The 23,637-nt window shown below is 37.3% G+C and carries 20 protein-coding genes; 14 read left to right on the top strand and 6 right to left on the bottom strand.

Annotated elements, in window-relative coordinates:
• Positions 1–87 precede the first annotated feature (87 nt).
• Positions 88–384, top strand: coding sequence for a hypothetical protein (locus JOC48_RS10620; protein ID WP_204499503.1), 297 nt, complete (start codon positions 88–90; stop codon positions 382–384).
• A gap of 155 nt (positions 385–539) precedes the next feature.
• Here the strand turns inward: JOC48_RS10620 and JOC48_RS10615 are convergent, their stop codons facing one another.
• Positions 540–737: a hypothetical protein gene (locus JOC48_RS10615; RefSeq protein ID WP_204499502.1), complete on the bottom strand. Its 198-nt coding sequence runs from the start codon at positions 735–737 to the stop codon at positions 540–542.
• Positions 738–1,029: 292 nt separating this feature from the next.
• Here JOC48_RS10615 and JOC48_RS10610 point away from each other — a divergent pair, with 292 nt between their 5' ends.
• Positions 1,030–1,476: a hypothetical protein gene (locus JOC48_RS10610; RefSeq protein WP_204499501.1), complete on the top strand. Its 447-nt coding sequence runs from the start codon at positions 1,030–1,032 to the stop codon at positions 1,474–1,476.
• A 217-nt stretch (positions 1,477–1,693) separates the two neighbouring features.
• Here JOC48_RS10610 and JOC48_RS21265 read toward each other — a convergent pair whose 3' ends face one another.
• Positions 1,694–1,801 (bottom strand): putative holin-like toxin, encoded by a 108-nt coding sequence (locus JOC48_RS21265; RefSeq protein WP_239584302.1) that lies wholly within the window; start codon positions 1,799–1,801, stop codon positions 1,694–1,696.
• Between the two features lie 359 nt (positions 1,802–2,160).
• On the opposite strand from JOC48_RS21265, the gene JOC48_RS10605 reads away from it, so the two are divergent.
• From JOC48_RS10605 to JOC48_RS10580, 6 genes are all read left to right on the top strand, one after another.
• The gene (locus tag JOC48_RS10605; protein ID WP_239584301.1) at positions 2,161–3,357 is read left to right on the top strand and encodes an MFS transporter; all 1,197 of its coding nucleotides are present in this window, start codon (positions 2,161–2,163) and stop codon (positions 3,355–3,357) included.
• A gap of 259 nt (positions 3,358–3,616) precedes the next feature.
• Positions 3,617–5,362: a glycosyl hydrolase family 18 protein gene (locus JOC48_RS10600; protein WP_204499500.1), complete on the top strand. Its 1,746-nt coding sequence runs from the start codon at positions 3,617–3,619 to the stop codon at positions 5,360–5,362.
• A 232-nt stretch (positions 5,363–5,594) separates the two neighbouring features.
• Positions 5,595–7,007 (top strand): FAD-binding oxidoreductase, encoded by a 1,413-nt coding sequence (locus JOC48_RS10595; RefSeq protein ID WP_204499499.1) that lies wholly within the window; start codon positions 5,595–5,597, stop codon positions 7,005–7,007.
• Positions 7,000–8,283 carry a (Fe-S)-binding protein gene (locus JOC48_RS10590; protein ID WP_204499496.1) on the top strand — a complete coding sequence of 428 codons (1,284 nt, stop codon included), beginning with the start codon at positions 7,000–7,002 and terminating at the stop codon, positions 8,281–8,283. Before JOC48_RS10595 ends, JOC48_RS10590 begins: the two co-directional genes overlap by 8 nt.
• A 141-nt stretch (positions 8,284–8,424) precedes the next feature.
• Positions 8,425–8,886 carry an SRPBCC family protein gene (locus tag JOC48_RS10585; protein WP_338024277.1) on the top strand — a complete coding sequence of 154 codons (462 nt, stop codon included), beginning with the start codon at positions 8,425–8,427 and terminating at the stop codon, positions 8,884–8,886.
• A 143-nt stretch (positions 8,887–9,029) separates the two neighbouring features.
• Positions 9,030–9,992, top strand: a complete 963-nt coding sequence (locus JOC48_RS10580) for an ROK family glucokinase (protein ID WP_204499494.1) — start codon at positions 9,030–9,032, stop codon at positions 9,990–9,992.
• A 392-nt stretch (positions 9,993–10,384) separates the two neighbouring features.
• Here the strand turns inward: JOC48_RS10580 and JOC48_RS10575 are convergent, their stop codons facing one another.
• Complete coding sequence (locus JOC48_RS10575; protein ID WP_204499490.1) at positions 10,385–10,684, bottom strand: hypothetical protein; 300 nt, start codon at positions 10,682–10,684, stop codon at positions 10,385–10,387.
• Between the two features lie 548 nt (positions 10,685–11,232).
• On the opposite strand from JOC48_RS10575, the gene JOC48_RS10570 reads away from it, so the two are divergent.
• From JOC48_RS10570 to JOC48_RS10560, 3 genes are all read left to right on the top strand, one after another.
• Complete coding sequence (locus JOC48_RS10570) at positions 11,233–12,495, top strand: metallophosphoesterase family protein (RefSeq protein WP_204499488.1); 1,263 nt, start codon at positions 11,233–11,235, stop codon at positions 12,493–12,495.
• A gap of 4 nt (positions 12,496–12,499) precedes the next feature.
• Complete coding sequence (locus tag JOC48_RS10565) at positions 12,500–16,030, top strand: YhaN family protein (RefSeq protein WP_204499486.1); 3,531 nt, start codon at positions 12,500–12,502, stop codon at positions 16,028–16,030.
• Between the two features lie 305 nt (positions 16,031–16,335).
• The gene (locus JOC48_RS10560; protein ID WP_204499483.1) at positions 16,336–16,662 is read left to right on the top strand and encodes a hypothetical protein; all 327 of its coding nucleotides are present in this window, start codon (positions 16,336–16,338) and stop codon (positions 16,660–16,662) included.
• A gap of 301 nt (positions 16,663–16,963) precedes the next feature.
• Here the strand turns inward: JOC48_RS10560 and JOC48_RS10555 are convergent, their stop codons facing one another.
• Positions 16,964–17,326, bottom strand: a complete 363-nt coding sequence (locus JOC48_RS10555; RefSeq protein ID WP_204499480.1) for a hypothetical protein — start codon at positions 17,324–17,326, stop codon at positions 16,964–16,966.
• Positions 17,327–17,617: 291 nt separating this feature from the next.
• Here JOC48_RS10555 and JOC48_RS10550 point away from each other — a divergent pair, with 291 nt between their 5' ends.
• Positions 17,618–18,847: a multidrug effflux MFS transporter gene (locus JOC48_RS10550; protein WP_204499478.1), complete on the top strand. Its 1,230-nt coding sequence runs from the start codon at positions 17,618–17,620 to the stop codon at positions 18,845–18,847.
• 104 nt (positions 18,848–18,951) lie between these two features.
• Here JOC48_RS10550 and JOC48_RS10545 read toward each other — a convergent pair whose 3' ends face one another.
• Entirely contained in the window at positions 18,952–19,365 is a 414-nt protein-coding gene (locus tag JOC48_RS10545) for a hypothetical protein (RefSeq protein ID WP_204499476.1), read from the bottom strand.
• A gap of 287 nt (positions 19,366–19,652) precedes the next feature.
• Positions 19,653–20,888 (bottom strand): endo-1,4-beta-xylanase, encoded by a 1,236-nt coding sequence (locus tag JOC48_RS10540; RefSeq protein WP_204499474.1) that lies wholly within the window; start codon positions 20,886–20,888, stop codon positions 19,653–19,655.
• A 438-nt stretch (positions 20,889–21,326) separates the two neighbouring features.
• On the opposite strand from JOC48_RS10540, the gene JOC48_RS10535 reads away from it, so the two are divergent.
• Together JOC48_RS10535 and JOC48_RS10530 are read left to right on the top strand one after the other, a co-directional pair.
• A complete protein-coding gene (locus tag JOC48_RS10535; RefSeq protein WP_204499472.1) occupies positions 21,327–22,253 on the top strand; it encodes a nucleoside hydrolase in 927 nt (308 codons plus the stop codon).
• 173 nt (positions 22,254–22,426) lie between these two features.
• Positions 22,427–23,530 carry a Gfo/Idh/MocA family protein gene (locus JOC48_RS10530; RefSeq protein WP_204499470.1) on the top strand — a complete coding sequence of 368 codons (1,104 nt, stop codon included), beginning with the start codon at positions 22,427–22,429 and terminating at the stop codon, positions 23,528–23,530.
• The last annotated feature ends 107 nt before the right edge of the window (positions 23,531–23,637 follow it).

Raw genomic sequence — 23,637 nt, 5'->3', positions numbered from 1 at the left:
TACATATAATATATATCATTATGCCCTTGAAGATTATATGAAGGATGTATAAAATAAAGTTATCTATAGATGAATGGAGGGGCGAATATGGGAGCTGCTGATGTAATGTCTCAAGCGGAACAAATACAAGATCTTAAAAAAAAGTACGGTCAAGTAAAAAGATGTGTTTGTTGTGGCAATTGGGCTATTCCAAGTGATGATACACTTTATGAAAAAATGGAAAATGGTGTAACTGTAGAATTACGTAATTTTCCAGTCTTTCAATGTTTAAATTGTGAAGATATTACTTTTAGTCCTGCTGATTATTCGCAACTACTTGAAAAGGCCTTAGAATATAATAAGGGTGTAAATGTTATTTCGTTCAATTGTAAATCTCAATTGTAAACTTTAAGAAAATATAATGGTAACCGCTGTTTGTATTTATGAAACCATAGGTATGAACAGCTTTTTTAGTGAATAAGGGTACGGATTAATGTCTTAACTTGTATTTAATGGAAAAGTGGATTGAGCAGGAAGTAGAAGGAATGCTCCTGTGCTCCTCAGATATAGAATAGATAGGTAGGCGTCAAAAGGTCCACATCTTCAATTTGTTTAAAGCGGTCATTCATTTGTTTTTCCAACCTCTCGATACGAGTAGTCACTTTGACATCCATTTCATCAAACTTAGAGTTTACTTGTTCTCCATGAAGTTTTAATGCATCTAGGATTTGGTTTAATTCTGACTTTTCCATTTTCATTTGTAGCGAACAATGGTAAGTATATGGAAGAGTATCAAAAATTGGAGCGTCCGAGATAATTGGATAGAATGCTTAGTGCCTGTGAACACTCGTAAAAAGAAATATGTGCGATCGAAAAATCACAACTAAGGGTTGCGACAGGTATTATTTGTTCACGGTGAATTTATTTTATATGGGATAAGCATAGGATTATAAACCATCCCCTCTTCCATTTAGTGCATTTATGCGTATTAATCCTACACAGTGTTATAATAATAATAATTCTCATAAATACTTATTATCGGAGGAACACATGCTTACATTTGAAGAAAAACTAGAGATAATTGAATCCATTCCAGAGTTACAACGAAAAGACGTGTCACTTGGTCGTGTTAATTTCCATTATGAAGATAGTATCCAGGATAAAACGACAGTTGTGTATCATCTCCATCCGAACGGTAACGGGTTTGTATACGCGGAATTGATCGAAAATAAAAACTTTTTAACTGACCATAAAGGCATGGTTAATATACGGGATTTCACAGAACAACAGCTTCGAAGCATTATTAAAGAGTCAATTGAGTCCTTGTCTGAATCTACGTTTGAAGAGATTTGGATTAATAATGAGAAACAAGAGCTAAGAGTTGTACATGATTTTGACTTATGGAACATCTATGCAGAAGACATATTGGATGGAACATTTCCTACATATAATGGAGCTGTCAATTATTTAGAGCAAGAAGGGTTTTCGCGCAAGTAATAGGTAAACTCCATGAACATTATCTCCAAACTATATTACATGTGTGTTGATTCTCTAACTCGTTTGACTGTAAATATAAAAATACTTATAATAAAATTAAAGAAAATCGAGTGGCTGCAACCACCCGGTAATGTAACTACAGACCGCATCTAGAGCGGTTGACCAAATTTAGTTGTTTATCAAAAGAAGTAACCGTCGTCCATTGGTCTTGGGGCGGTTACTTCTTTTTGTTTAGGTATACAACAACGGTAACAATAAGTGTAAAAGTAGTTAATAAAGTCAAGCAATATTGTGCCACTAGGCTTAGTGCTTCGTATGTCGTCATCCTTACCACCTCCCTTCTGAAAGGAAGATGGCCAACCGCCCACCATGCTATGTAGTTACTATTTTATTATACTATCTTTCGTTTACAAAAGGAACAAACGTTCTTTTTGTTCTGCAATTCATCTCGTCATTATGGACATGCCCTTAGCTAAAAACTAGCGTGACTCAACAGGTGGTGCCTGACAGTAAATCAAACTAGGGTGAATTACCAAGGATAGGGTACCAGGTACTATTTATGGACAACTGTCCACAGATAGTGCCTGGTACCTTTTCACATATTAACTATGTCTGTATTAAAGTATGGTAAAATTAGAGAGTCGAAATATTTTCTTAATAGCTTGTTGAAAAGGAGAGGATTTTTTGAGGCAGCAGCCAGTTGAGTCTTTATGGACCAAATCCTTTATTTTGTTAATCGTAGGAAACTTATTTATTTTTATGTCTTTTCAAATGCTCCTTCCATCATTGCCACCTTATTTAAAATCAATCGGAGCGTCTGGCTTTGAAGTTGGTTTGGTTACTGCCCTTTTTTCAATTGGCGCTGTTTTAAGCCGTCCTTATACAGGCTACATACTACAATTTAAGGCTAGAAAATCACTAGTATTAATTGGGGCGATAGGCTTATTGGTTATCACCATTATATATCCAATCTCCCAAATAATAATCTTGTTATTGCTGTTTCGCTTCGTTCATGGTCTTGCATGGGGGTGGTCTACCACGGTAAATGGTACCGCAGCAGTAGATGTAGTTCCTGATTCAAGATTAGGTGAAGGAATGGGGTATTATGGGCTGTCCATAACGGTCGGGATGCTGGTGGCTCCAAGCTTAGGAATCTATTTATTTCAGGAAACAAGCTTTACCAATTTAATCTATGTATCTGGTTTTTTAGGAGTTATTGCGATTATTTTGCTGTTTATTGTAAACTATCCCACGCCTGAAGCTGTCAAGAGTACTAGGAAAGAAGACTTGAAATTCTCTTATTTTGGCTCTTTAGTAGAAAAAAAGGGCTTGTATCCTGCCTTGATTACAGTCATGGCTAGCTTTAGCTATGGTTCAATTATTACGTTTATTGTTATATTTGGAGAGGAACGCGGTATTGAACATATTTTTTTATATTATCTTCTAAATGCAGCATTTGCTACTCTTGTACGACCGTTTGCTGGAAGGTGGTTTGATCGAAGAGGACCAAAGGAACTGGTCATTTTCTGTTCGGCTGCTACATTTGTAGGAATGTGGGTCCTTTCTTTTGCATACTCAAATATCGTTCTAGCCATTGCCGGTATATTATTTGGAATTGGGTTTGGGACATTAATACCTACACTGCAATCCTGGACACTTTCCATAACTCCGGATAATCGCCGTGGGGTTGCAAACGGGATGCTTTTCTCGTCCATAGACCTTGGGATTGGACTCGGTGGAGTTGTGTTTGGTTTTCTTGCTTTATTCTTTGAAATTGGTACATTATTTCAATTAGCAAGTTTCTTTCTTATCGTAGCCATTATATTGACACTTTTAGAAGGTAGAGTAAAAGGTGCTGCTAAAAGGCAATTTGTCTCATAGAGGTACCTATATGAAATCGTGACAGTCCATATAGATTATAAATTTAAGGGTGTCAGGCGCTACATAAAGGACATTATAGTGCCTAAATGTATGACCTCTTAACGATGTTCTGTACACCACTTTTAATCTCAAGTCGTCGAAATTAGTTCAATCTACGGGTAAAGTAATGCAAATAAAAGGACCCCGCTTTTTACCAATTCCATAAAAAACATTCCCAAATCGACAAAATTCTTATACCATTAGTTATGAGGTGAGAAAAATGTCGAGAGTCGAAACACATGTACGTCCTAATCGGAATAAAACTCCTTATATTGTTGCTATCATGGCATTACTTTTTATTGCTTCCTCCATAACCTTTTGGCTTATTTATCCATTTCCTTCAGATGAGAAAGTAGCTTATTTTGAAGGGGACTTTCCGCTGATTTATAACAACACTGTTTTATATAATGAGGTTGAACAGATCGAGGGAGAACCGTACCTTTCCTTTTCTTTTATAAAAGAAAACATAGATGAATATATTACCTATGATGAGCAAACATCATCTGTTATTATTACAAATTCACAAGAAGTCTATCAGATGCCAACAAATCATCTGAATTATTATATGAATAATGAGGAATTTCCACTTTCCTTTCCTGCAATAACCAATTCAAATGGTGACCTTTTTGTTTCGACTTCCTGGCTTACCGATATTTATCCAATCTCGTTTGAGTTTGTTAGTGAAACAAATACGACTTATCTCTATAAACACAATCAAAGCTATCAAACGGCTGTCGTTCATGTAAACGATGATATCGACAAACAACGCATGAGAACGGAGCCTTCATTGACTGCTGCCTACGTAAAGGAGTTAAGTTTTGAAGACCAAGTGACGATTGAAGAAGACAATGGTACGTGGTATAAAATACGATCAGCTGATGGAATTAGTGGTTATATAGCGAAGGATGCTATTAAGTTAAGTGGAATAACTACAATTAACACAAAAACGAAGCCAGATGAACAAACTTTTTATTCTAGTAACCTATCATGGCCAATTCATGTCACTTGGGATGCTATTTATAGTGCTGAAGACACTCCTAAAACAGTACAGGAACTTAAAGGGGTTCAAGTACTATCGCCAACGTGGTTTCACCTTAATGAAGGAAGTGGCGAGCTCAGGAACTATGGCTCGAAAGACTATGTAAAGGATGCCCATGAAAAAGGGTATGTCGTTTGGGGCCTTTTTTCTAATGATTTTGATAAGGACCTAACAAAAGAGGCTTTGGCTACCTATGAAAATAGGCAAACGATGATAAGACAATTACTCCATTACTCACAAATCTATGATTTAGATGGGATTAACCTAGATTTTGAGAATGTCTATGAGGAAGATGGCGTACTGCTAACCCAATTTGTCCGAGAGTTGACGCCTTTAGCACATGAAGCAGGCCTTGTCATTTCCTTAGACACAACGTTCATCTCCAATAGTCCAACCTGGTCAAAGTTTTATGATCGAGAAGCATTAGCAGAGACTGTTGATTATATGATGGTAATGGCCTACGATGAGCATTGGGGGTCGTCGCCAGTTGCTGGTAGTGTTGCAAGTCTTCCGTGGGTAGAGGAAAACCTCGAGCACTACTTAGAAGAAGTCCCACACGACAAAGTGTTACTTGGTGTTCCATTCTACACAAGACTTTGGGAAGAGGTACACCAGGAAGATGGGGCAGTCGAAGTCAGTTCAAAAGCCTTATCCATGGAGCAGGCGATTAATTGGATGAATGAACGCGGCCTTGAACCTCAACTTGATCCAGAGACAAAACAACACTATGTTGAGTATAAGGATCCAAATGAACCCATCGTATATAAAATGTGGTTAGAAAACGAACATTCACTAAAGCAAAGAGTTGAACTTGTTCATAAGTATGATTTAGCCGGTATTGCTAGCTGGAGTAAGTATTTTGCAAATGAATCAGCATGGACTACACTTCATGATGAATTAAACTATAAAAAAGTTGTAAAAAAGTAACCTTAAAGAGAATGCTAACCAGCATTCTCTTTTTCTGAAAAATGATTCATTGTGTTTCGTATAAGCTTGGTTTCGGGGACTAGTTGTAGATGTTATCCAATCACAAGTATTACCTGGCACCAATACTAGCAGGTAAAATCCCAAGTATTTTTTTGATTTGAATGGTGCACATAGTAGGGAGAAGGAGAAAAATCATTTCCTGTTGAAATAAATATTAAAAGGGGGCTTATTTATGGATACGGAAAAATTAGTAGACTTACTGAAAGAGGTTATAGTCGATCATGAATGTATCTTAACTGATAATGCCGACTTACATAGTTATTCTTACGATGCATCATTTGGAGTGCATGTACCCGATGTTGTTATTATGGCAAAGTCAACCATAGAAGTTTCAAATATTATTAAACTAGCAAATGAACATGAAATTCCCGTTTATCCACGTGGACAAGGAACTAGTTTAAGTGGTGGACCACTGCCAGTTAAAGGTGGAATCGTCCTTGATTTATCCAAATGGAAGGACAAGTTGGTGATTGATCCGGGGGACATGGTAGCAGTCGTTTCACCAGGCGTATTAACTGCTCAAATTAATAATGCTGCATTAGAACATGGATTAATCTATCCTCCAGATCCGAGTAGTTCCCATGTGTCAACGATTGGTGGAAATCTAGCAGAAAACTCCGGGGGGCCAAGAGGATTAAAATATGGAGTGACGAAAGATTACGTGATTGGGCTTGAAGTAGTTACCCCCGAAGGCGAAATCATTCGTACAGGTGGTCGAACGGTTAAAAACGTAACGGGCTATGATTTAACTAAATTAATTGTCGGGTCGGAAGGTACCTTAGGAGTCATCACAGAAGCAACACTTCGCTTGTTTCCAAAACCACAAGCAACCCAAACATTAATGGTTTTATTTGAAGATGTTGTTGTCGCCGGTAAAGCAATTACGAACATATTAAGTTCAGGAATTTTACCATCAAAAATGGAAATTATGGATCAGGCATCGATTATTGCTGTAGAAGATTATCAACCAATGGGACTTCCGACAGATGTTGATGCGCTCGTTTTAATTGAGCTCGATGGTCATCTTGCAGCGATAAAAGATGAATTGAAACAAGTCATTGAAGTGTGTAAATCAGTTGGATCTAGAGAAATTAATGTTGCTCAAACAAAACAAGAAGAAGCGGAGTTATGGAAAGCACGTAAGCTCGTTTCACCAGCCATTGTTCGAGTAAAACCAACGAAAATTTCTGAGGATGCAACGGTACCTCGAAGTCAAATTCCCGAAATGTTTAAGCGATTACAACAAATTAAAGCTAAATATCAAGTTGATTTAGTCGTGTTTGGACATGTGGGCGATGGAAATTTGCATCCAAATATTATTGCAGATAAGCGAGATCACGAAGAAATGAGAAGCGTAGAAAAAGCCGTTGAAGAAATATTTAGAGCAGCAATTGAATTAGGTGGTACATTGTCAGGAGAACACGGAATCGGGACACTAAAAGCGCCATTTATGGAAATGGAATTAGGCGAAGTTGGGCTTGAGATGATGAAACGGATTAAAAGGAGCTGGGATCCTAATAACATTTTGAACCCTGGCAAAATTTTTCCTGAGCCTGGTCAAAGGTTGGTGTTAACGGATGACTAACGCAAAGCTTGCTTACGAAGAAACATTTGATTGTGTTCAATGTGGCTATTGTTTACCTGCTTGTCCAACCTATGTAACGATGAAAACAGAAACACATTCACCTCGAGGGCGGATTAATTTGGTTAAAGTGGCAGCGGAAGGGAAACTCTCTCTTTCTGAGTTGGAAGATCCAATAAATATGTGTTTAGGCTGCCGGGCATGTGAAGTTGTCTGCCCAACGAATGTTCAGTATGGAAAAATATTAGAATCTGCTAAAGCGGTTTTACTAGAAGAAAAGAAAAAGGGAATGTCCAAGCGAGCAAGGTTATTTCAAGCTTTCTTTTTTGACACGATGCTTCCAAATAAAAAAATGTTAAAAGCAGCTGGTGTGGGTGTTGCTGCTTACCAAAAATCTGGTCTTGAAACGATTGCAAGGAAAACAAAATTACTTAACACTTTACCAGAAAAATTACAATCATTTGAAAAAGTCCTACCTGATGCGGAAGGATTATCGAAGAGGAAAAAAAGAAAAACATATTATCCAGCTAAAAACGAACCTGTTTTTAACATCGGTTTTTTTACAGGCTGTGTGATGGACACGATGTTTTCTTCGATTAATACCAAAAGCATCGAATTGCTTCAACAAGCAGGCTGTGATGTCACTGTAATTAAAGAACAAACTTGTTGCGGAGCTCTGCAAAATCATAGTGGTGAACTAGACAAAACAAGGGAACTAGCTAAAAGAAATATCAAAGCTTTTGAACAATATGATTTTGATTTTGTGGTCAATAGTATTGGTGGATGCGGAGCGATGCTTGTCGAATATGATCATCTTTTCCATGGTGATTCTGAATGGGAAGAGAGGGCAAGAAGGTTTTCTAAAAAGAATGTAGATATCAGCGTGATTTTAAACCAGTTGTCTTTGCCATATAAAAAAGCGGTAAATGAAGTAGTTACGTATCAGCCATCTTGTCATATGAGTAATGTTCAAAAAACAGTCAGAGAACCAGTAAATCTAATCAAGTCCATACCAGGAATCCATTTGGTAGAATTGCCCCAAAAAGATATGTGTTGTGGTTCTGCTGGAATTTATAATGTCATTCATTATGAAAAATCAATGGAAATATTAGATGAAAAAATGAAGTCTGTTAAAAAAATCACGCCAAAAGTTATTGTAACTACGAATCCAGGGTGTCATTTGCAAATGAAATTAGGTGTAGAGCGTGAGGGACTAACAAATGAAATTCGTGTTGTTCATTTAGTTGAGCTCTTAGCAGAAGCATGTGGTATGGGTTGATGAATTTATGCTTTGCCATGTTTTGATTAATCGAGTTGATGAAGGGCCGGGATTGATCGTTCAAAGGCAATGATTCTAGTATGGAACAAAGTAAGCTAAGCTTAGCTGTGTGCTATACTTTAGGAAAATGTCGTGAAGGAGGTGGTTAATTTGAGTATTCGTTTTGAAGTAAAAACAACTTTCCAGGTGACAAAACAAAAGGCATACACTGCTTTGCTTGATCTGGACTCAGCTAAGCATTGGATGCAAGGATTTGTCGGAATCGAGCGGTTGGAGGATGGGCCAATACGCGTGGGGAGTCAGTGGAAGGAAACAAGAAAGATGTTTGGAAAAGAGGCCACTGAGCATTTTGAAGTTGTTGAACTGGATGAACCAAATAAAATTGTGCTTTGTTGTGATGGAACAAAAGGAACAACTGGCAAAGGAGTCTATTTATTTACATACATCATTTCATCGTCAGGTGATCATTCTGAGATTACTTTAGACGGTGAAATAAAGGGACTTACTGGCTTGACTAAATTGTTTGGGAAAATGATGGCTGGAACTTTTAGAAAAGCATGTGAAAAAGATTTGGAAGCGCTAAAAGCTTATTTAGAGAAATGATAATATTTTATAGTTACTCTATAAGTGAAGTCTATCTGTAAGGTGTAGGATAATTTCGTTCATTTTAATCATTTAAATGTAGTAAAATAGTAATGATACATAAAAAGAGAAGTTCCCTCTACTAAGTAAAAGAAGGATGGTGTATGAGAATGAAAAAATTAATAGGTATTGATTTAGGTGGTACAACCACTAAATTTGCTTTTTTAAAGGAAAATGGTGAGGTCGAAGAAAAGTGGAGCATTCCAACGGATTCTCAACAGGAAGGTAAGAACATTGTTCCTAATATCATAGAATCTATCAATCAAAATCTTAGCAAAAAAGGTCTATCGTCAAGTGATTTCTTAGGAATTGGAATGGGGTCTCCTGGTTCCGTTGACATTGAAAAGGGGACTGTTATTGGAGCCTATAATTTGAATTGGAAAACCTTGCAGCCCGTGAAGGAGCAAATTGAAAAGGGGACCAATATTCCTTTTTACATTGATAATGATGCCAATGTTGCAGCTTTGGGAGAGCAGTGGAAAGGCGCTGGTGAGGGAAGTTCCAATGTTGTTTTTATTACACTAGGTACTGGTGTCGGTGGCGGTGTAGTCGCTGAAGGTAATCTAGTTCACGGTGTCGGTACGGCCGGAGAGATCGGCCATATAAATGTAAATCCTAATGGTTATCAATGCACATGCGGCAACATTGGCTGTTTAGAGACAGTCGCTAGTGCAACTGGTGTTGTACGCTTAGCTCAAGATTTTGCTAAAGAATTTGATAGGAATTCCGTGTTAAAAGGGTTAATAAATGAGGGGCAGGAAGTAACGGCAAAAACAGTATTCGATCAAGCGAAACAAGGTGATCCATTAGCTGAACAGGTGGTTAATAAATTCTATTTTTACTTAGGGCTTGCTTGCAGTAATATTGCTAATGTTTTAAGTCCAGATGCCATTGTTATTGGTGGCGGCGTATCCGCTGCAGGAGAGATGTTGGTTCACGGGGTAAAAGAATACTTTGAAAAATATGCCTTTCCACAGGTAAGAACAAGTACAAAGATAAAACTAGCTCAGCTTGGGAATGATGCAGGAGTAATAGGAGCAGGATCATTAGTTAAGATGAATATGTAATTAGATGATGCATTTTCAATTTAACTAAACAAAAAGAAGTAACCGCCTCAAGTTCAACGCAACATACAGACAATTGGGCCTGACACCTTTATTACGCAAACAATAAGACTGTTTTTTTAGGAGCAAGGTTCGTGAGCAAAAACGCCATTGAGATATTTTTCAATGGTGTTTTTTATATTGCAAATGAGTTCTTGTAAAGGATGGCAATAAGGGATAATTGGTGTAGGTTAGCGACGTCCAGCTCCAGTGCCCAGCGACTAGTGAGACTTCCCTCACCTCCGTACGATAAGTCAACATCGGTTCACTCCGTTTACCGTGTTTCCTTTATCTCCTACGGTTCAGTCCAAATGTTTTCGGTGGGACGAGTAACCGCAGTCCCAGTCCATACGTCGCTACCAGGGCGCTTGCGCTTTTGTTCTTAAGTAATCAACTGTTTTTTGTGTATCTGACAAATCAACTCTTAACCCAGAAAGTTTATCATCGACACGGTCAAAGCGCTTGTCTACTTGCTCGAAGCGGTCGTCAATTTGTTCAAAGTGCTTGTCTACTTTTTCAAAGCGGTCATTCATTTGTTTTTCCAACTTATCGATACGAGTATTTACTTTGATTTCCATTTCATCAAACTTAGAGCTTACTTGCTCACCATGAAGTTTTAGTGCATCTAGAATTTGATTTAACTCTGTCTTTTCCATTTTTCATCCCTCCCTTAAAACTTATTATAGATTGTCTGTGGATTTATTCAAGTCCTCAATATTGGATTTTTGGTCGGAAAAAAGTGCTGAAAATTAATTGAATAGCTAGTTAATATTAAATCGATGGCAAACTAAAACAAAGCTAAAATTTGATTATGTATTATCTACCATAGTTAAATATACTAGCTTTATCAGCAAATCTATTATATATTAACAGTATATGGAATTAACTGAAAATAGTAATAAAGTGACAGGTTTTTTGTTAGAATGAATTTAATTCATCACGATGAGCAGAAGGATAGCTTTTATCAAGCGACTTCTGCTTTTTTTAAAATAGATAAGAAAGATAAATTATTTACGCTTTGATGTCTAGCTCCAGCGCCTACCCCCTCGAGGTCTTAAGTCAATCCTCACTGTGGCAAAAGAGCGCCACTTTGAGGCTCGACTTAAGCTTGTCGGGGGTGACCAAGGCGCTTGCGCTTTTCTAAATAGTCAGTCACAGTTAACTATAGTAGATAATAGAGATAACTATATTAGGAGAGGGTTTTATGTCATTTACGTTTATCCATGCAGCTGATATTCATTTGGATAGTCCGTTAAAAGGGTTAGAGAAGTATGAAGGTGCCCCAGTGGAAGAGATTCGGAATGCAACACGTGAGGCATTACAAAACCTGGTGAATCTAGCAATTGAGAGGAATGTTTCTTTTTTAGTTATTGCTGGGGATTTGTATGACGGAGATTGGAAGGATTATTATACGGGGTTATTCTTTGTTAACCAAATGACCCGGTTGCAAAAAGAAGGGATTAAAGTATATCTGATTCGGGGAAATCATGATGCGCAAAGTTTAATTACTAAGGAATTGAAATTACCTGAAAACGTTATGGAATTCTCCGTAAACCAACCGACAACAACAGTAGATGAGGAATTAAAAGTTGCTGTCCATGGGCAAGGCTTTGTCTCAAGGTCAGTAACAGACAACCTTGCAAAGGAATATCCGCATAAGCTGGAAGGATATTTGAACATTGGCATTTTACACACGAGTGCAACTGGACGGGAAGGTCACGAGAATTATGCACCATGCTCTGTCGAGGATCTTGTTACAAAAGGATATGATTATTGGGCATTAGGACATATTCACCTGCGTGAAGTATTGCACGATCAAAACCCTGTTATCTTGTTCCCTGGCAATATTCAAGGAAGGCACATCGGTGAGACAGGGGATAAGGGCTGTACGATTGTACATGTGAAGGACGGTTACATCGATTCCTATGAACATCAATCATTGGATGTACTTCGGTGGGAGATTTGTACCGTTGATGCATCAACAGCTGAAACCATCGATGATGTGATCGAGGACGCCCGAATTCAGTTAGAACAAGCTAAGCAAAAAGCGGATGGCAGATTTTTAGCCGTACGTTTCCATATCACAGGCTCAAGTCCCGTTCACCAACAATTAATTGTTCATAAGGATCACTTGGTTAATAATTTTCGTTCGATGGCTTTAGAAATGGGCGAAGTATGGGTGGAAAAAGTTAAGGTCAAAACCACACGATTCGTTAATCTTGATGAATTACAAGAACAACATACGCCTGTAGCAACGATCCTGGAGTTTTTGGAAAATGTCATGGAGGACGAGGACGCATTGCAATTACTATTAGAGGAATTTAAGGACATACAGAATGCGTTACCTTATGAATTGAAACATGGCGAGGACGGTTTTCATTTTACAGACCCGCAAACGATGAAAAATAGATTAAAAGAAGTAGAGGATTTACTATTGCATCATATCCAAACAAAGGTAGGTGTGTAGCAGAATGAGGTTTGATTTTTTACACTTAGAGGCATTTGGACATTTTACCAATTATGAGTTGATGTTTGATGAAAACAAAAACTTTCATATTCTCTATGGACCAAATGAAGCAGGGAAAAGTACCATTCTACGCTCTGTTTCTAATCTTCTATATGGTTTTCCCCAACAAACAGCGGATTCTTTTCTCCATCATAATCAAAAATTACGGATTGGCGGTCAGTTAACAAACCAATATGGAGAAACCTTACCATTCGTTCGTCGGAAAGGACGGAAAAATACAGTATTAGATTTGGATGGTAATCCATTGGATGAAAAACAAGTACAAAAATTTTTAAGTGGGATGTCAGAGCAGCAGTTTATGAATATGTTTGCACTGGACCATGTTCGTTTGAGAGAGGGTGGAGAAAGTCTGCTGCAGAGCGATGGAAATGTCGGAGAAAGCTTATTTTCTGCTGCATCTGGGATTAGTGTACTTCGTCATGTGTTAGAAGAGCTGGAAAACGCCTCTCGCAGCCTTTATTTAAAAAGTGGCTCGAAACCAGCTATTAACCAAGCGATAAAAGAAGAAAAAGAACTGACGAAACAAATCGCTGAAAACCAGTTAAAAGTTAAAGAGTGGAAAGATTTGGAGCAAAAATACTTCAATGGTGAAAAGGAAATAGAAACGTTAAAAGAGCAGTTTAAAGTTTTAGGTACCGAAGAAGCGAAATATCGTCGGTTAAAACAAACATTGCCTAAAATTGCACTTCGTAAAGAAGCCATCGATAAACGGAAAGAACTGGAGCATGTCCCGGACCTGTCTGAACATGCGGAAGAAGGTAGAAAAGATAGCATCCAGCAGTTGGAATTAGCCGAAAGCAAGAAGAAAAATGCTACAGATAAACTCGAGGCGATTGACAGTGATCTAGAGAAGCTATCGATTCCTAATGGGCTTATCGATCAAGAGGCTAAGATAGAAGCGTTAAACCGGGAAGTAGAGGCTTATCGAAAGGATCAAAAACAGCTTCCTATTTTAGAAGGGGAACACCAAAACTTAGAGCAACAAGTTCTGACTGCTTTAAAAGAGGTGGATGCATCGAATGATTCCATCGATTACATCGATCAATATCGTATTTCTGTGGAGAAAAAGAAATCGATTCGGGAATTAAGTGATCAACATCCACTGTTGGAGCAAGAACAGAAAACAGTAGAAAAGGAAGTCGTCACACTTAAGAAAGATATCCAAAAGTATACGACTGCATTAGAAGCACTGGGTGAACCAGTTGATGTTGATGCGCTGGAACAGGCAATTAATCAAGTAAAAGAGGAAGGGAAAATTGAAGCACGCCTGAACGAAAAACAGGTACAAATCCGACAATGGAATCAAGATATAACAGAGGCGATTGGCCGGCTGCCTTTATGGAATGGTACAAGTGAAGAACTTACGCAATTACAAGTACCGAATTTAACAAATACCGTTAAAAAATATAGTAAAAATGAGCAAGAGCTTATCAATGAACGGAAACAACTCAAGGAGAAAATCGATGCGGAACACCAATCGATGGAAGCAAATGAAAAGCGAATGCGCGAACTTGAGTCCCTGGCAGATATCCCAACCGAAGAGCTTTTACACCAATTGCGACAGCATCGGGATGCAGGCTGGCTAATCATTCGTAACAAGTTAAATGATAAGCGTGTCGATGACCAAGAACTTTACGCTTTTGCCAAAGGACTTCCACTTGATTTAGCATTTGAAAAAAGTGTTCGAGAATCCGATGAAACAGCTGACATGATGCGGAGAGAAGCAGAAAAGCTAGGGGAGAAAAATAAGCTGATCTCTGACATTGAAGTGAGTAAAAACAATCTAGCAACACTAGAAACAGAATATGCGAACGTTGAAGAAGCACTCGTGAAGTGGAAAGAAGATTGGGAGAATGAATGGCGCCCGTCCAATATTCATCCTTTATCTCCAGAAGAAATGATGGAATGGCTGGAGAAATATGAGCAGATTCTAGCACTTATTTCGGATAAACAAAAAGTAGAAAAAGAAGTGCGTATGCTAGAGGTGAAAAAGGAAGAGCTAAAAGCCTTATTAAGCGCTGCATTATCTGAACATACCGTTCTTTCTGATGATGTCTCCCTTGCTGAGCTGGTTGATCAAGCAGAAACAATGAGAAAAAAATTAACTGATAAAGAGAGTCAACGAAGTCATTTTCAAACAACAATCGAAGGCTTAGAGGAGAAGCTGGAGCATGCAGTGGACCGTAAAAAAGAAGTAGTCGAGGATATGACAAAATGGGAAGAAAGATGGGAAAACGCATTGTGTGGTATCGCACTATCGGTTAAAACCTCCCCGACTGTCGTAAAGCAACTATTAGAGACGTATGACGCTTGTGTCCGTAGTTTTGATGAGATGAAGCAGGTTGAAAAAGAAATAAAAACAACAAAAGAGCGGATGGAACTATTTCATGAAAAGGTAAACGATCTAGATCATGCTCTATTTGAAACACCTGATGATATAGCAATGGATGTGGTTGTCACACAACTTTATCAAGCCTTGAACAAAGCGAAGCAAGATAAAGTAAAGCGAGACAATTTAAAGGAGCAAAGACAACAATACGAACAAGAAAAACAATCAGCCGAACAAGAAATGAAAGAAGCAGAAGAAAAACTAAATCAGCTAATGGAGCAAGCAGGGGCTGATACGCTAGAAGAACTAGAAAAGGTAGAGGCTGCTTTTAATCAAAAAAAGGCGTATACGGAAAAAATCATCCAGCTAGAAGAAGAGTTAGTAGAAGTAGGAAACGGACTTTCACTCGAACAATTATTGGATGAAGCAGGAGAAACGGATAATGACTTGATTGATCATCAATTAGAAGAGTTAGGCCGACATCGAAGTGAATTGGATAAAACCCGTTCTGAGCTTGAACAGGAGCATGGGGTAGTGAAAAAAGAATATAAAGAAAAGATTGAAGGGACAAGCTTTGCATCTGTGCAAGCAGCAGAAGCAAAACAAAGTGTATTAGCAAAAATTTCAGATTTGACCGATCAATATGTGAACCATAAGTTAGCTTCTTTGCTATTGAAAAAAGGCATTGAATATTATCGTGAACAAAATCAGAGTCCGATTATGAACCGAGCTAGTCAAATTTTTCAACGTCTGACCCTGCAATCATTTGACGGAATCACTGTTGATTTTGATGAAAAAGATCAACCTGTTATTATGGGAGTTCGTAATGGTGATGAAAAAGTTAAAGTTTCAGGAATGAGTGATGGGTCGACTGACCAGCTATACTTGGCGCTGCGCATAGCAAGCATCGAAAAGTATGTAAAAGATAATGAACCCATTCCTTTTATTGTAGACGACATCTTAGTCCACTTTGATGACGAAAGATCAAAGGAAACGTTAAGCGTATTACTAGAGCTGTCTAAACAGACGCAGGTCATCTTCTTTACACACCATTCTCGACTAATTGAGCTTATTAACGATGTGACAACAGATCATATGTTTCAGGAAATCGAAATCCAAACTGATCGGTCATCCGTACTGACATAAAGGAGTCTGTTTCATTGATGATATCTATACTAAGAGATTGATTGGTTCTCGTAATCGAGCACAAGGATATTAGTCAGTAAAATATCATAAGGGAAATGGATACAAATTAGTTATCTAATGGAACAAAATAGGAATAAACCCGAGGGCTTACCGCCATCGGGTTTTTTAGCGTTAGGTAGAGGGATTCGATAGCATGGTGTCAAACTACCCTTGAATCGACATCGAATGAAAAAAGTTTATTTTTAAACTGATTTTTATACACTAAATTTGTGTTATAATAAATCAAATAATAAGGAGGTGATATAATGAGTGAAGAACGTTTAGATCGTATCGAAGCGCATATGGAGCAGTTGATTCAGATGGTAGCAAAAAGTAATAAAATGGTGTTAGAAAATAATGAATTGGTGCTAGAAAATAACAAAGTGGTTCATGAAAACAACAGAATGGTTCATGAAAACACCAAAATGATAAAACAACTAACGGAGGAGGCAAAGCGTGATCGTGAAGTAAATGAAGCTAGACATAAAGAATTGCTGAAAGAAATAAGAAATAGTGCATATGATATTGATTACCTTCGCAATGAAGTATCAAAGCATGATATGGAAATCCACAAATTACGAACATCTCAATAATTCTTCGAAAGATAATAGTAGCTCTTGTAACAAATATATCTTTAAACTTTACATTTAAATTTATCCAAATTAGGAGGACCTCCATTTTCCCTTCTCAATTTATTAATCTTCTTATTTCCCGAATTGAACCGATAACGATCTGCTGTTGTTCATTAATTATAAGAGTGGACAGGCGTTACATATATGTCCATCGCAAGTGCCTGATACCTGTATTTTGCAAAATAAAAAAGCCTGTTCTTCACCGAGTATGGTTCGTGGGCAAAGAGAAGGCTCTAGTTATATGTGGAAACACAGCGAGAGGCTATTTTTGCTGTTCGGAAAGGATACGAAGCTTTTTCTCATGTTGAACCGACTTAGTGGATAAGTAGTCAACAGTTTCTTGGGTTTCTGATAAATCAACTCTTAACCCAGACATTTTACTTTCAACACGATCAAAGCGCGAGTCCATATGTTTAAAACGTTCTTCCATATCTTCAAAACGTTCTTCCATATCTTCAAAACGTTTATCCATATGTTCGAAGCGTTCATCCATATGTTCAAAGCGGTCATTCATTTGTTTTTCTAAGTTGTCTATACGTGTGCCTATTTTGTCAAACTTTGAGTTTACCTGCTCTCCGTGAAGTTTAAGTGCATCTAGGATTTGATTTAACCCTGTCTTTTCCATCTTTTATCCCTCCTCTTTAACTACATTATAAATTGTTTGAGCTTAGATTCAAGTTCTAAAAATTGGATTTTAGCCGGGAAAAAGTGCTTGAAATGAATAGAATAGGTAGCCTATATATAGTCTATGGCAAGCTTTAACAAGGCTAATATTTCATTTACCAAAATAATAAAATTGCATAATTAGTGAAAAATTTTCTCTAACGTTATACACTATTTAAGGTGGTAAGAGATTGAAAGTTTAATAACTAATAAGGTTTAATACAAAATTCTATGTAGAAAGGGTGTTAGAAAATTGGATACATTAACAAAGACTAAACGGTTACAGCTGGCTTTTCTATTGGGATCGCTTTCCATATTAGGTCCTTTCACAATAGATATGTATTTGCCTTCCTTTCCAACGATTGTAGAAGAATTTCATACAAATGCTTCCTTAGTACAAATTAGTTTAACCACTTGCTTGTTAGGACTAGGCTTGGGGCAGTTAATCATTGGGCCAATGAGTGATGTGCAAGGTCGCCGTAAACCATTGCTGATTTTTCTCGGCTTATATTTGCTATCTTCTTTAACATGTGCTGTAGCACCTAACATTTATGTTTTAATCGTTTCTCGTTTCATACAAGGCTTTGCAGCTGCAGGTGGACTTGTTATTTCAAGAGCGATCGTTCGAGATCTCTTTAGTGGAAGAGAACTAACGAAGTTTTTTGCTAACTTGATGTTGATCGGAAATCTCGGTCCAATTGTTGCACCGGTACTAGGCGGTGCTATTCTCTCTTTTGCAAATTGGCATGTGGTTTTCGTTGTCTTGGCGTGCGTAAGTTTGATTTTAACTCTGGCTGTTTCATTGAAGCTGGAAGAAACATTACCAACGGAAAAGCGTATACCAAGCAATTTTAAGCAAGTGGTCGGCAATTTTGGCTCCTTATTAAAGGACCGTGAATTTACAGGTTATGCTTTTGCACAAGGTTTTACGATTGCCGGAATTTTTGCTTATGTAGCCGGTATTCCTTTTGTTTATCAAAATATTTATGGAGTTTCGCCTCAAGTATTTAGTTTCTTATTTGGTGTAAATGGTTTTGGATTAATCATTGGTACTCAAATGGTTGGGCGAGTATCGGCTGTTTCGGAGAAAACTTTTTTGAAGATAGGTTTAACTATGTCTAATTCTGCTGCTATTTTATTGCTTATGGCTCTTCTTTTAAAAGCACCATTAGTATTTGTTGCCGTTCCTATTTTCTTTCTCGTAACTTCCATCAGTATTATTGCAACATCTTGTTTTTCATTGGCTATCGAAACAAAGGGACATATTGCAGGAAGTGCATCTGCATTACTAGGTGTATTGCCGTTTGTGCTCGGATCTTTCATTGCTCCTCTTGCGGGAATAGCAGGAGAAGATACAGCTATTCCGATGGGGATTGTTATCGCTTCAGCAAGCTTTTTAGCATTTTTATCCTATTTTGTATTAGTTCGAAAAGCTCCATTTAAAGTAGAGGCTACAAAACAAATGATCAATAATGATTTATAGTTAACATGAAATAAGACGAAGGGACTCCTTCGTCTTATTTACGTTTACAGGAAGAGAGATGGAACCTGTCCCCGTGTCGCACAATCGTTTTTCTATTCTAGTATCTATAAGCTTAATTCCTTAACGGTGATAGCTTGAGACAACCTATTCGTTTTACAATCCACGAACTCATCTTCTTTAACTAAATCGATTTTAATTGCAGCTTCTAGTTTTTCTATATCTGGTCGTTTTACTAGTAAGGTAAAGTCTTCTAAATTTAATTCTTCCAATTTTTGTACTGTCTTCTCTTCATCGTAATTAACGGAAGAGCGAATGGTGCGCTGTGCCTTATATTTCCCTCGTTTCACTTCACCTTTTTGTTCTTTTCCAATGCTTTCATCTAAGTAGTTATGAATTTGTTTTTTGATCTGATTCATTTCTTTCTCTAATTCTTTTTTCTGGATGTTTAAATCATAGTATTTCTTTAATATTTCCTCCGATAGTTCAAAGGATTTCTCCACCTCTAATTCATTTGTCATCATCATTCCCCCAGTCTATTATGATTAGTTCATTTATATGAAACTGAAGGGTATTTATGCTGGAACTTTACGTTATTTCCGCAGGTAGTAGAGGAGACATATATAAATGATTAAAAGGCGCCTTAGCTAAAAAGCGCCTTTTATAAGAGGTTTCTTTGATTTTTAGTGGGTCGCTAATATAAGTACATAAATCAACTACCAAAGGACTTTAAACAGATAAATATACAAGATCCGAAGACAGGTATTCTCAAATAGATCATGTCGTTACTACCGTTCGTTGCTATTAATTACACTACGATCTGAACTGTTTCTTCAGCCTCTTGATCTAATTGAAAGCTTACTTTCTTATCTCCACAAACAAGATCATAATCACCAAGGAATCCTTCAAATGAAAGGTTTCCGTTGTCATCTGTTTTACTTGTCACATTGGTATGCCAGTCATCTTTGATTAGTTTCTTTAATACTTCATAAGCTGGTTTAGGGGTATTATCTTTTCGGATAAATCCAGCAGGAGCACCTAGCCATGCACCATCATCACTGAAGGACCAGTTTGTAATGGCTTCTACCTGAGGATGTTTAAATAAAATAGAATACATTTCTTCGACTTCTTTTGCCTGACGTTCTTCAAATTCTGGTGTCGATGGCCATTCTGGAATCTGATAATCATTCAGGTCTTCAATGTCAGGTGGCATGATATGTCCGGATGTTAATGTGTTTTCTGTGAAGTGAATCGGAAGACCAAAATGTGAGAAGCGATCTAATACTTCCTCTAATTTCTCACGCCCCCAATATCCCTGATGCTGATGAGACTGAATGCCAATCGCATCAATTGGAACACCTGCATGTAAACATCCATCAATTAAGATTTCATAGTTAATCGATGTATTAAAGTCATTTAATAATAGTGTCGCGCCAGGATTGGATTCACGTGCTTTTGCAAACATTTCTTTAACAATACCAACACGACCAAGATCTTTACTAATTCTTGTAATCCCATTGTCATACTTATCAAAAATTGGCATGATCACAACTTCATTGAGTACATCCCACATATCGACTAATCCTTTGAAGTCGGATACTTCTCGTTCAATTCTAGCAAACTGTGTTTTCAGGATTTCTTCATTGCTCATATCGAGAAGCCATGGAGCAGTTACGGTGTGCCAGCAAAGAGGGTGTCCTTTCACTGCTACGTTTCTTTCCTTTAACCACTGTGCAGCAGCCTTTAATTCTTTCGTCTGAGGTTTTCCTTTTTCAGGCTCGAATCTTCCCCAATAGAATGGTAGTGTTCCAAAGTTAAATACATCTAAAAACTTTTCTAGTTTTTCTTCCAAAAAAGCAAGTTTGTCTGCTGGTACACTTTTGTTTGCTACGTCTACTACATCGAAAATGCCGCTGCCAAATAGAAACTTATGGTTTGTCTGGTTAAGGGACACTTCCTTTCCTGCAACAGGATTTCCTGAAACATCCACTAATTTGATTGTCTTGCTCGCCATACGGTGTTCCAATCCATTTGTCTTTCCCATTAAATTCCCTCCATTTTATAACTGTTACGCGCAGTTTTATTAAAGAAAACGCTTTCTTGTTTTCTTATCTAAATTTTACCAAACTTCATTCATTCGGTAAACTAAGTATTGTGCCTTATGGTAAGTTTTTATGGGACAGAGGGACAAGTCCGGTGTATATCACTTTCTTTGTAAGTAAGACACAATTTGATGTGAAACCATTGAATCAATGATATAACTTATGTTCACAAACCCAGGCTACTCACCTATAACTTTAGAAAACTAGTGCTTATTCGTAGTTCATTATGTATTAACCACCTTCTATCATTTTATCAACTACATCAGAAATATAATGAAGCTAAAAAACATCATAATTAATTTTTTGGTTCTAATTTAAAATCTTCTTAATATAAGGTATGTAAACGATTACTTATAGTAAAATAAAAGGAGAGTATAAGAATGAATTTTCCTAAAATGAAAGATGAAGCGACGCTAAAAAAGTTAACGCCACCTACTTCAAAAGTTCGTATGGTTCTTGATACAGATACGTTTAATGAAGTTGATGACCAATTTGCAATAGTGTATGCGCTTCAATCACAAGATCAATTAGATGTGGAGGCAATCTATGCTGCACCTTTTCATAATAGTAAGTCATCTGGACCTGAAGACGGGATGGAAAAAAGTTATGACGAAATATTAAGAATCTTACAGCGAATAAATGTATCTTCTGAAAACTTTGTATATAAGGGATCTAGAGGTTATTTGCAAAGTTCAGAACATCCATATCACAGTGAAGCAGCATTAGATTTAGTTAATCGGGCTATGACTGCAACAGAGGATTCTCCATTGTATGTTGTTGCAATAGGGGCAATTACCAACATTGCTTCAGCTATTTTAATTGAGCCGAAAATCGTTGGAAAAATTGTTGTTGTATGGCTAGGTGGAAATGCTTTGCACTGGCCTGATACAAAGGAATTCAATTTAAAGCAGGATGTTTTGTCCGCGCAAGTAGTATTTAATTCTGGTGTTCCATTGGTTCAAATACCTTGTATGGGAGTAACTTCTCATCTGCATACAACACTTTCAGAGGTAGAGAATTTTGTAGCAGGTAAAGGTGCTATTGGAGATTTCTTGGCTAAGAGATTTAAAGATTATCATGATGATCATTTTGCCTATTCGAAGGTCATTTGGGATATTTCTGCTATTGCATACCTTATTCATAATGATAAAGCTGTGCCAACGCAGTTGGTTCATAGTCCCATTTTAACGGATCAAGTAACCTGGAGCTTTGATTCCTCAAGACATTTTATGAGATATGCTCATCATGTGAATCGTGATGTTATTTTTAAGGATTTATTTATGAAGCTGGCAAAGAGTCAGGCTTAGAATGGAGGTGAAATTCTAATTTTTTTGTGAAGACAAATAGCCTGTACAGCAATACTATTACTTTAAAGCAGCCTTCAAAGTTAGTTCAAAGTCCTTTATACAAAAATTATGTAAGCGTTTTAATGTTGGTGATGAATGATACTAAGAGTAAATGAAAAGTAAGGAGTGGATTTATGACGGCAAGAAAATTAAAGGTTGGTGTCATTGGTTTAGGGGAAGTAGCGCAGATTATCCACTTACCTATTTTAGAGTCGCTATCTCATCGATATCAAATTTCAGCTTTATGTGACATTTCACAACAGCTATTAGATACGATGGGTGAAAAATATAGGGTTACAAATTTATATAATGATTCTAAACAACTAACTAGACAGGAGGATTTAGACGTAGTATTTGTTTTAAATAGTGATGAATACCATACTGAATCTGTAATATCTGCTATAGAAAACCAAAAACATGTATTAGTTGAAAAACCAATGTGTCTTACTCAATCAGATGCAGATGCGATTATTAATGCTCGAGACAAGTATGGCGTTCAAGTCATGGTTGGCTATATGAGAAGGTTTGCTCCAGCCTTTACAGCAGCAATAAAAGAAGTCCAAGATTTGTCCCGAATTAACTATGCCAAAATTCGGGATATTATTGGACAAAATAGCTTGTTCATTGAACAAAGTAGCAACGTGTATCGATTTAATGATATTCCACAGGAAGTAATCAATGAGAAGGAAGATCGAGCAAAAAGTATGGTAGCAGAAGCAATTGGGGAGGGTGCCACCAAGGAATTAGCTTCAGCTTATCGTTTACTTTGTGGGTTAAGCAGCCATGATCTATCAGCGATGAGAGAAATAATTGGAGTTCCAAATAGAGTAGCTTCTGCATCTCAGTGGAATGGTGGACGATTTATCAATGCCGTTTTTCAGTACGATAATTTTTATGCAAGTTTTGAAACGGGAGTTGACAATATTATTAGATTTGATGCTCACATTGAAGTGTTTGGTCAAAATAAACAAATAAAAGTTCAATACGATAACCCTTATATTCGTCATTTACCTACAAACTTGATAATTAAGGAGACAATTGATGGAAACTATCAAGAAAAGGTAATACGTCCAACATTTAAAGATCCATATACCCATGAACTAGAATACTTATATGATGTAGTAACAAAAGGAATGATTCCTAAAACAACTCCGGAAGATTATAAAGAGGATTTAAATCTGTTTCGTAAAATTATTGATGTATTAAAAGAACCAAAAGTTACTTCACCCATTTCTTAATTGCATGGGACATGGGGACAGGTTCCGTGTCCCTCTGTTTCATGCAGCTAATGGTAGCAAACCAACCATAACCTTGTAGGGATAGATAAGGACCATGTTAGTTTCGT

The organism is Aquibacillus albus (assembly GCF_016908325.1).
Classification (GTDB): domain Bacteria; phylum Bacillota; class Bacilli; order Bacillales; family Amphibacillaceae; genus Aquibacillus_A; species Aquibacillus_A albus.
Note: the sequence above shows the minus strand (reverse complement) of the source record. Positions and strands in the feature narration are given on the sequence as shown.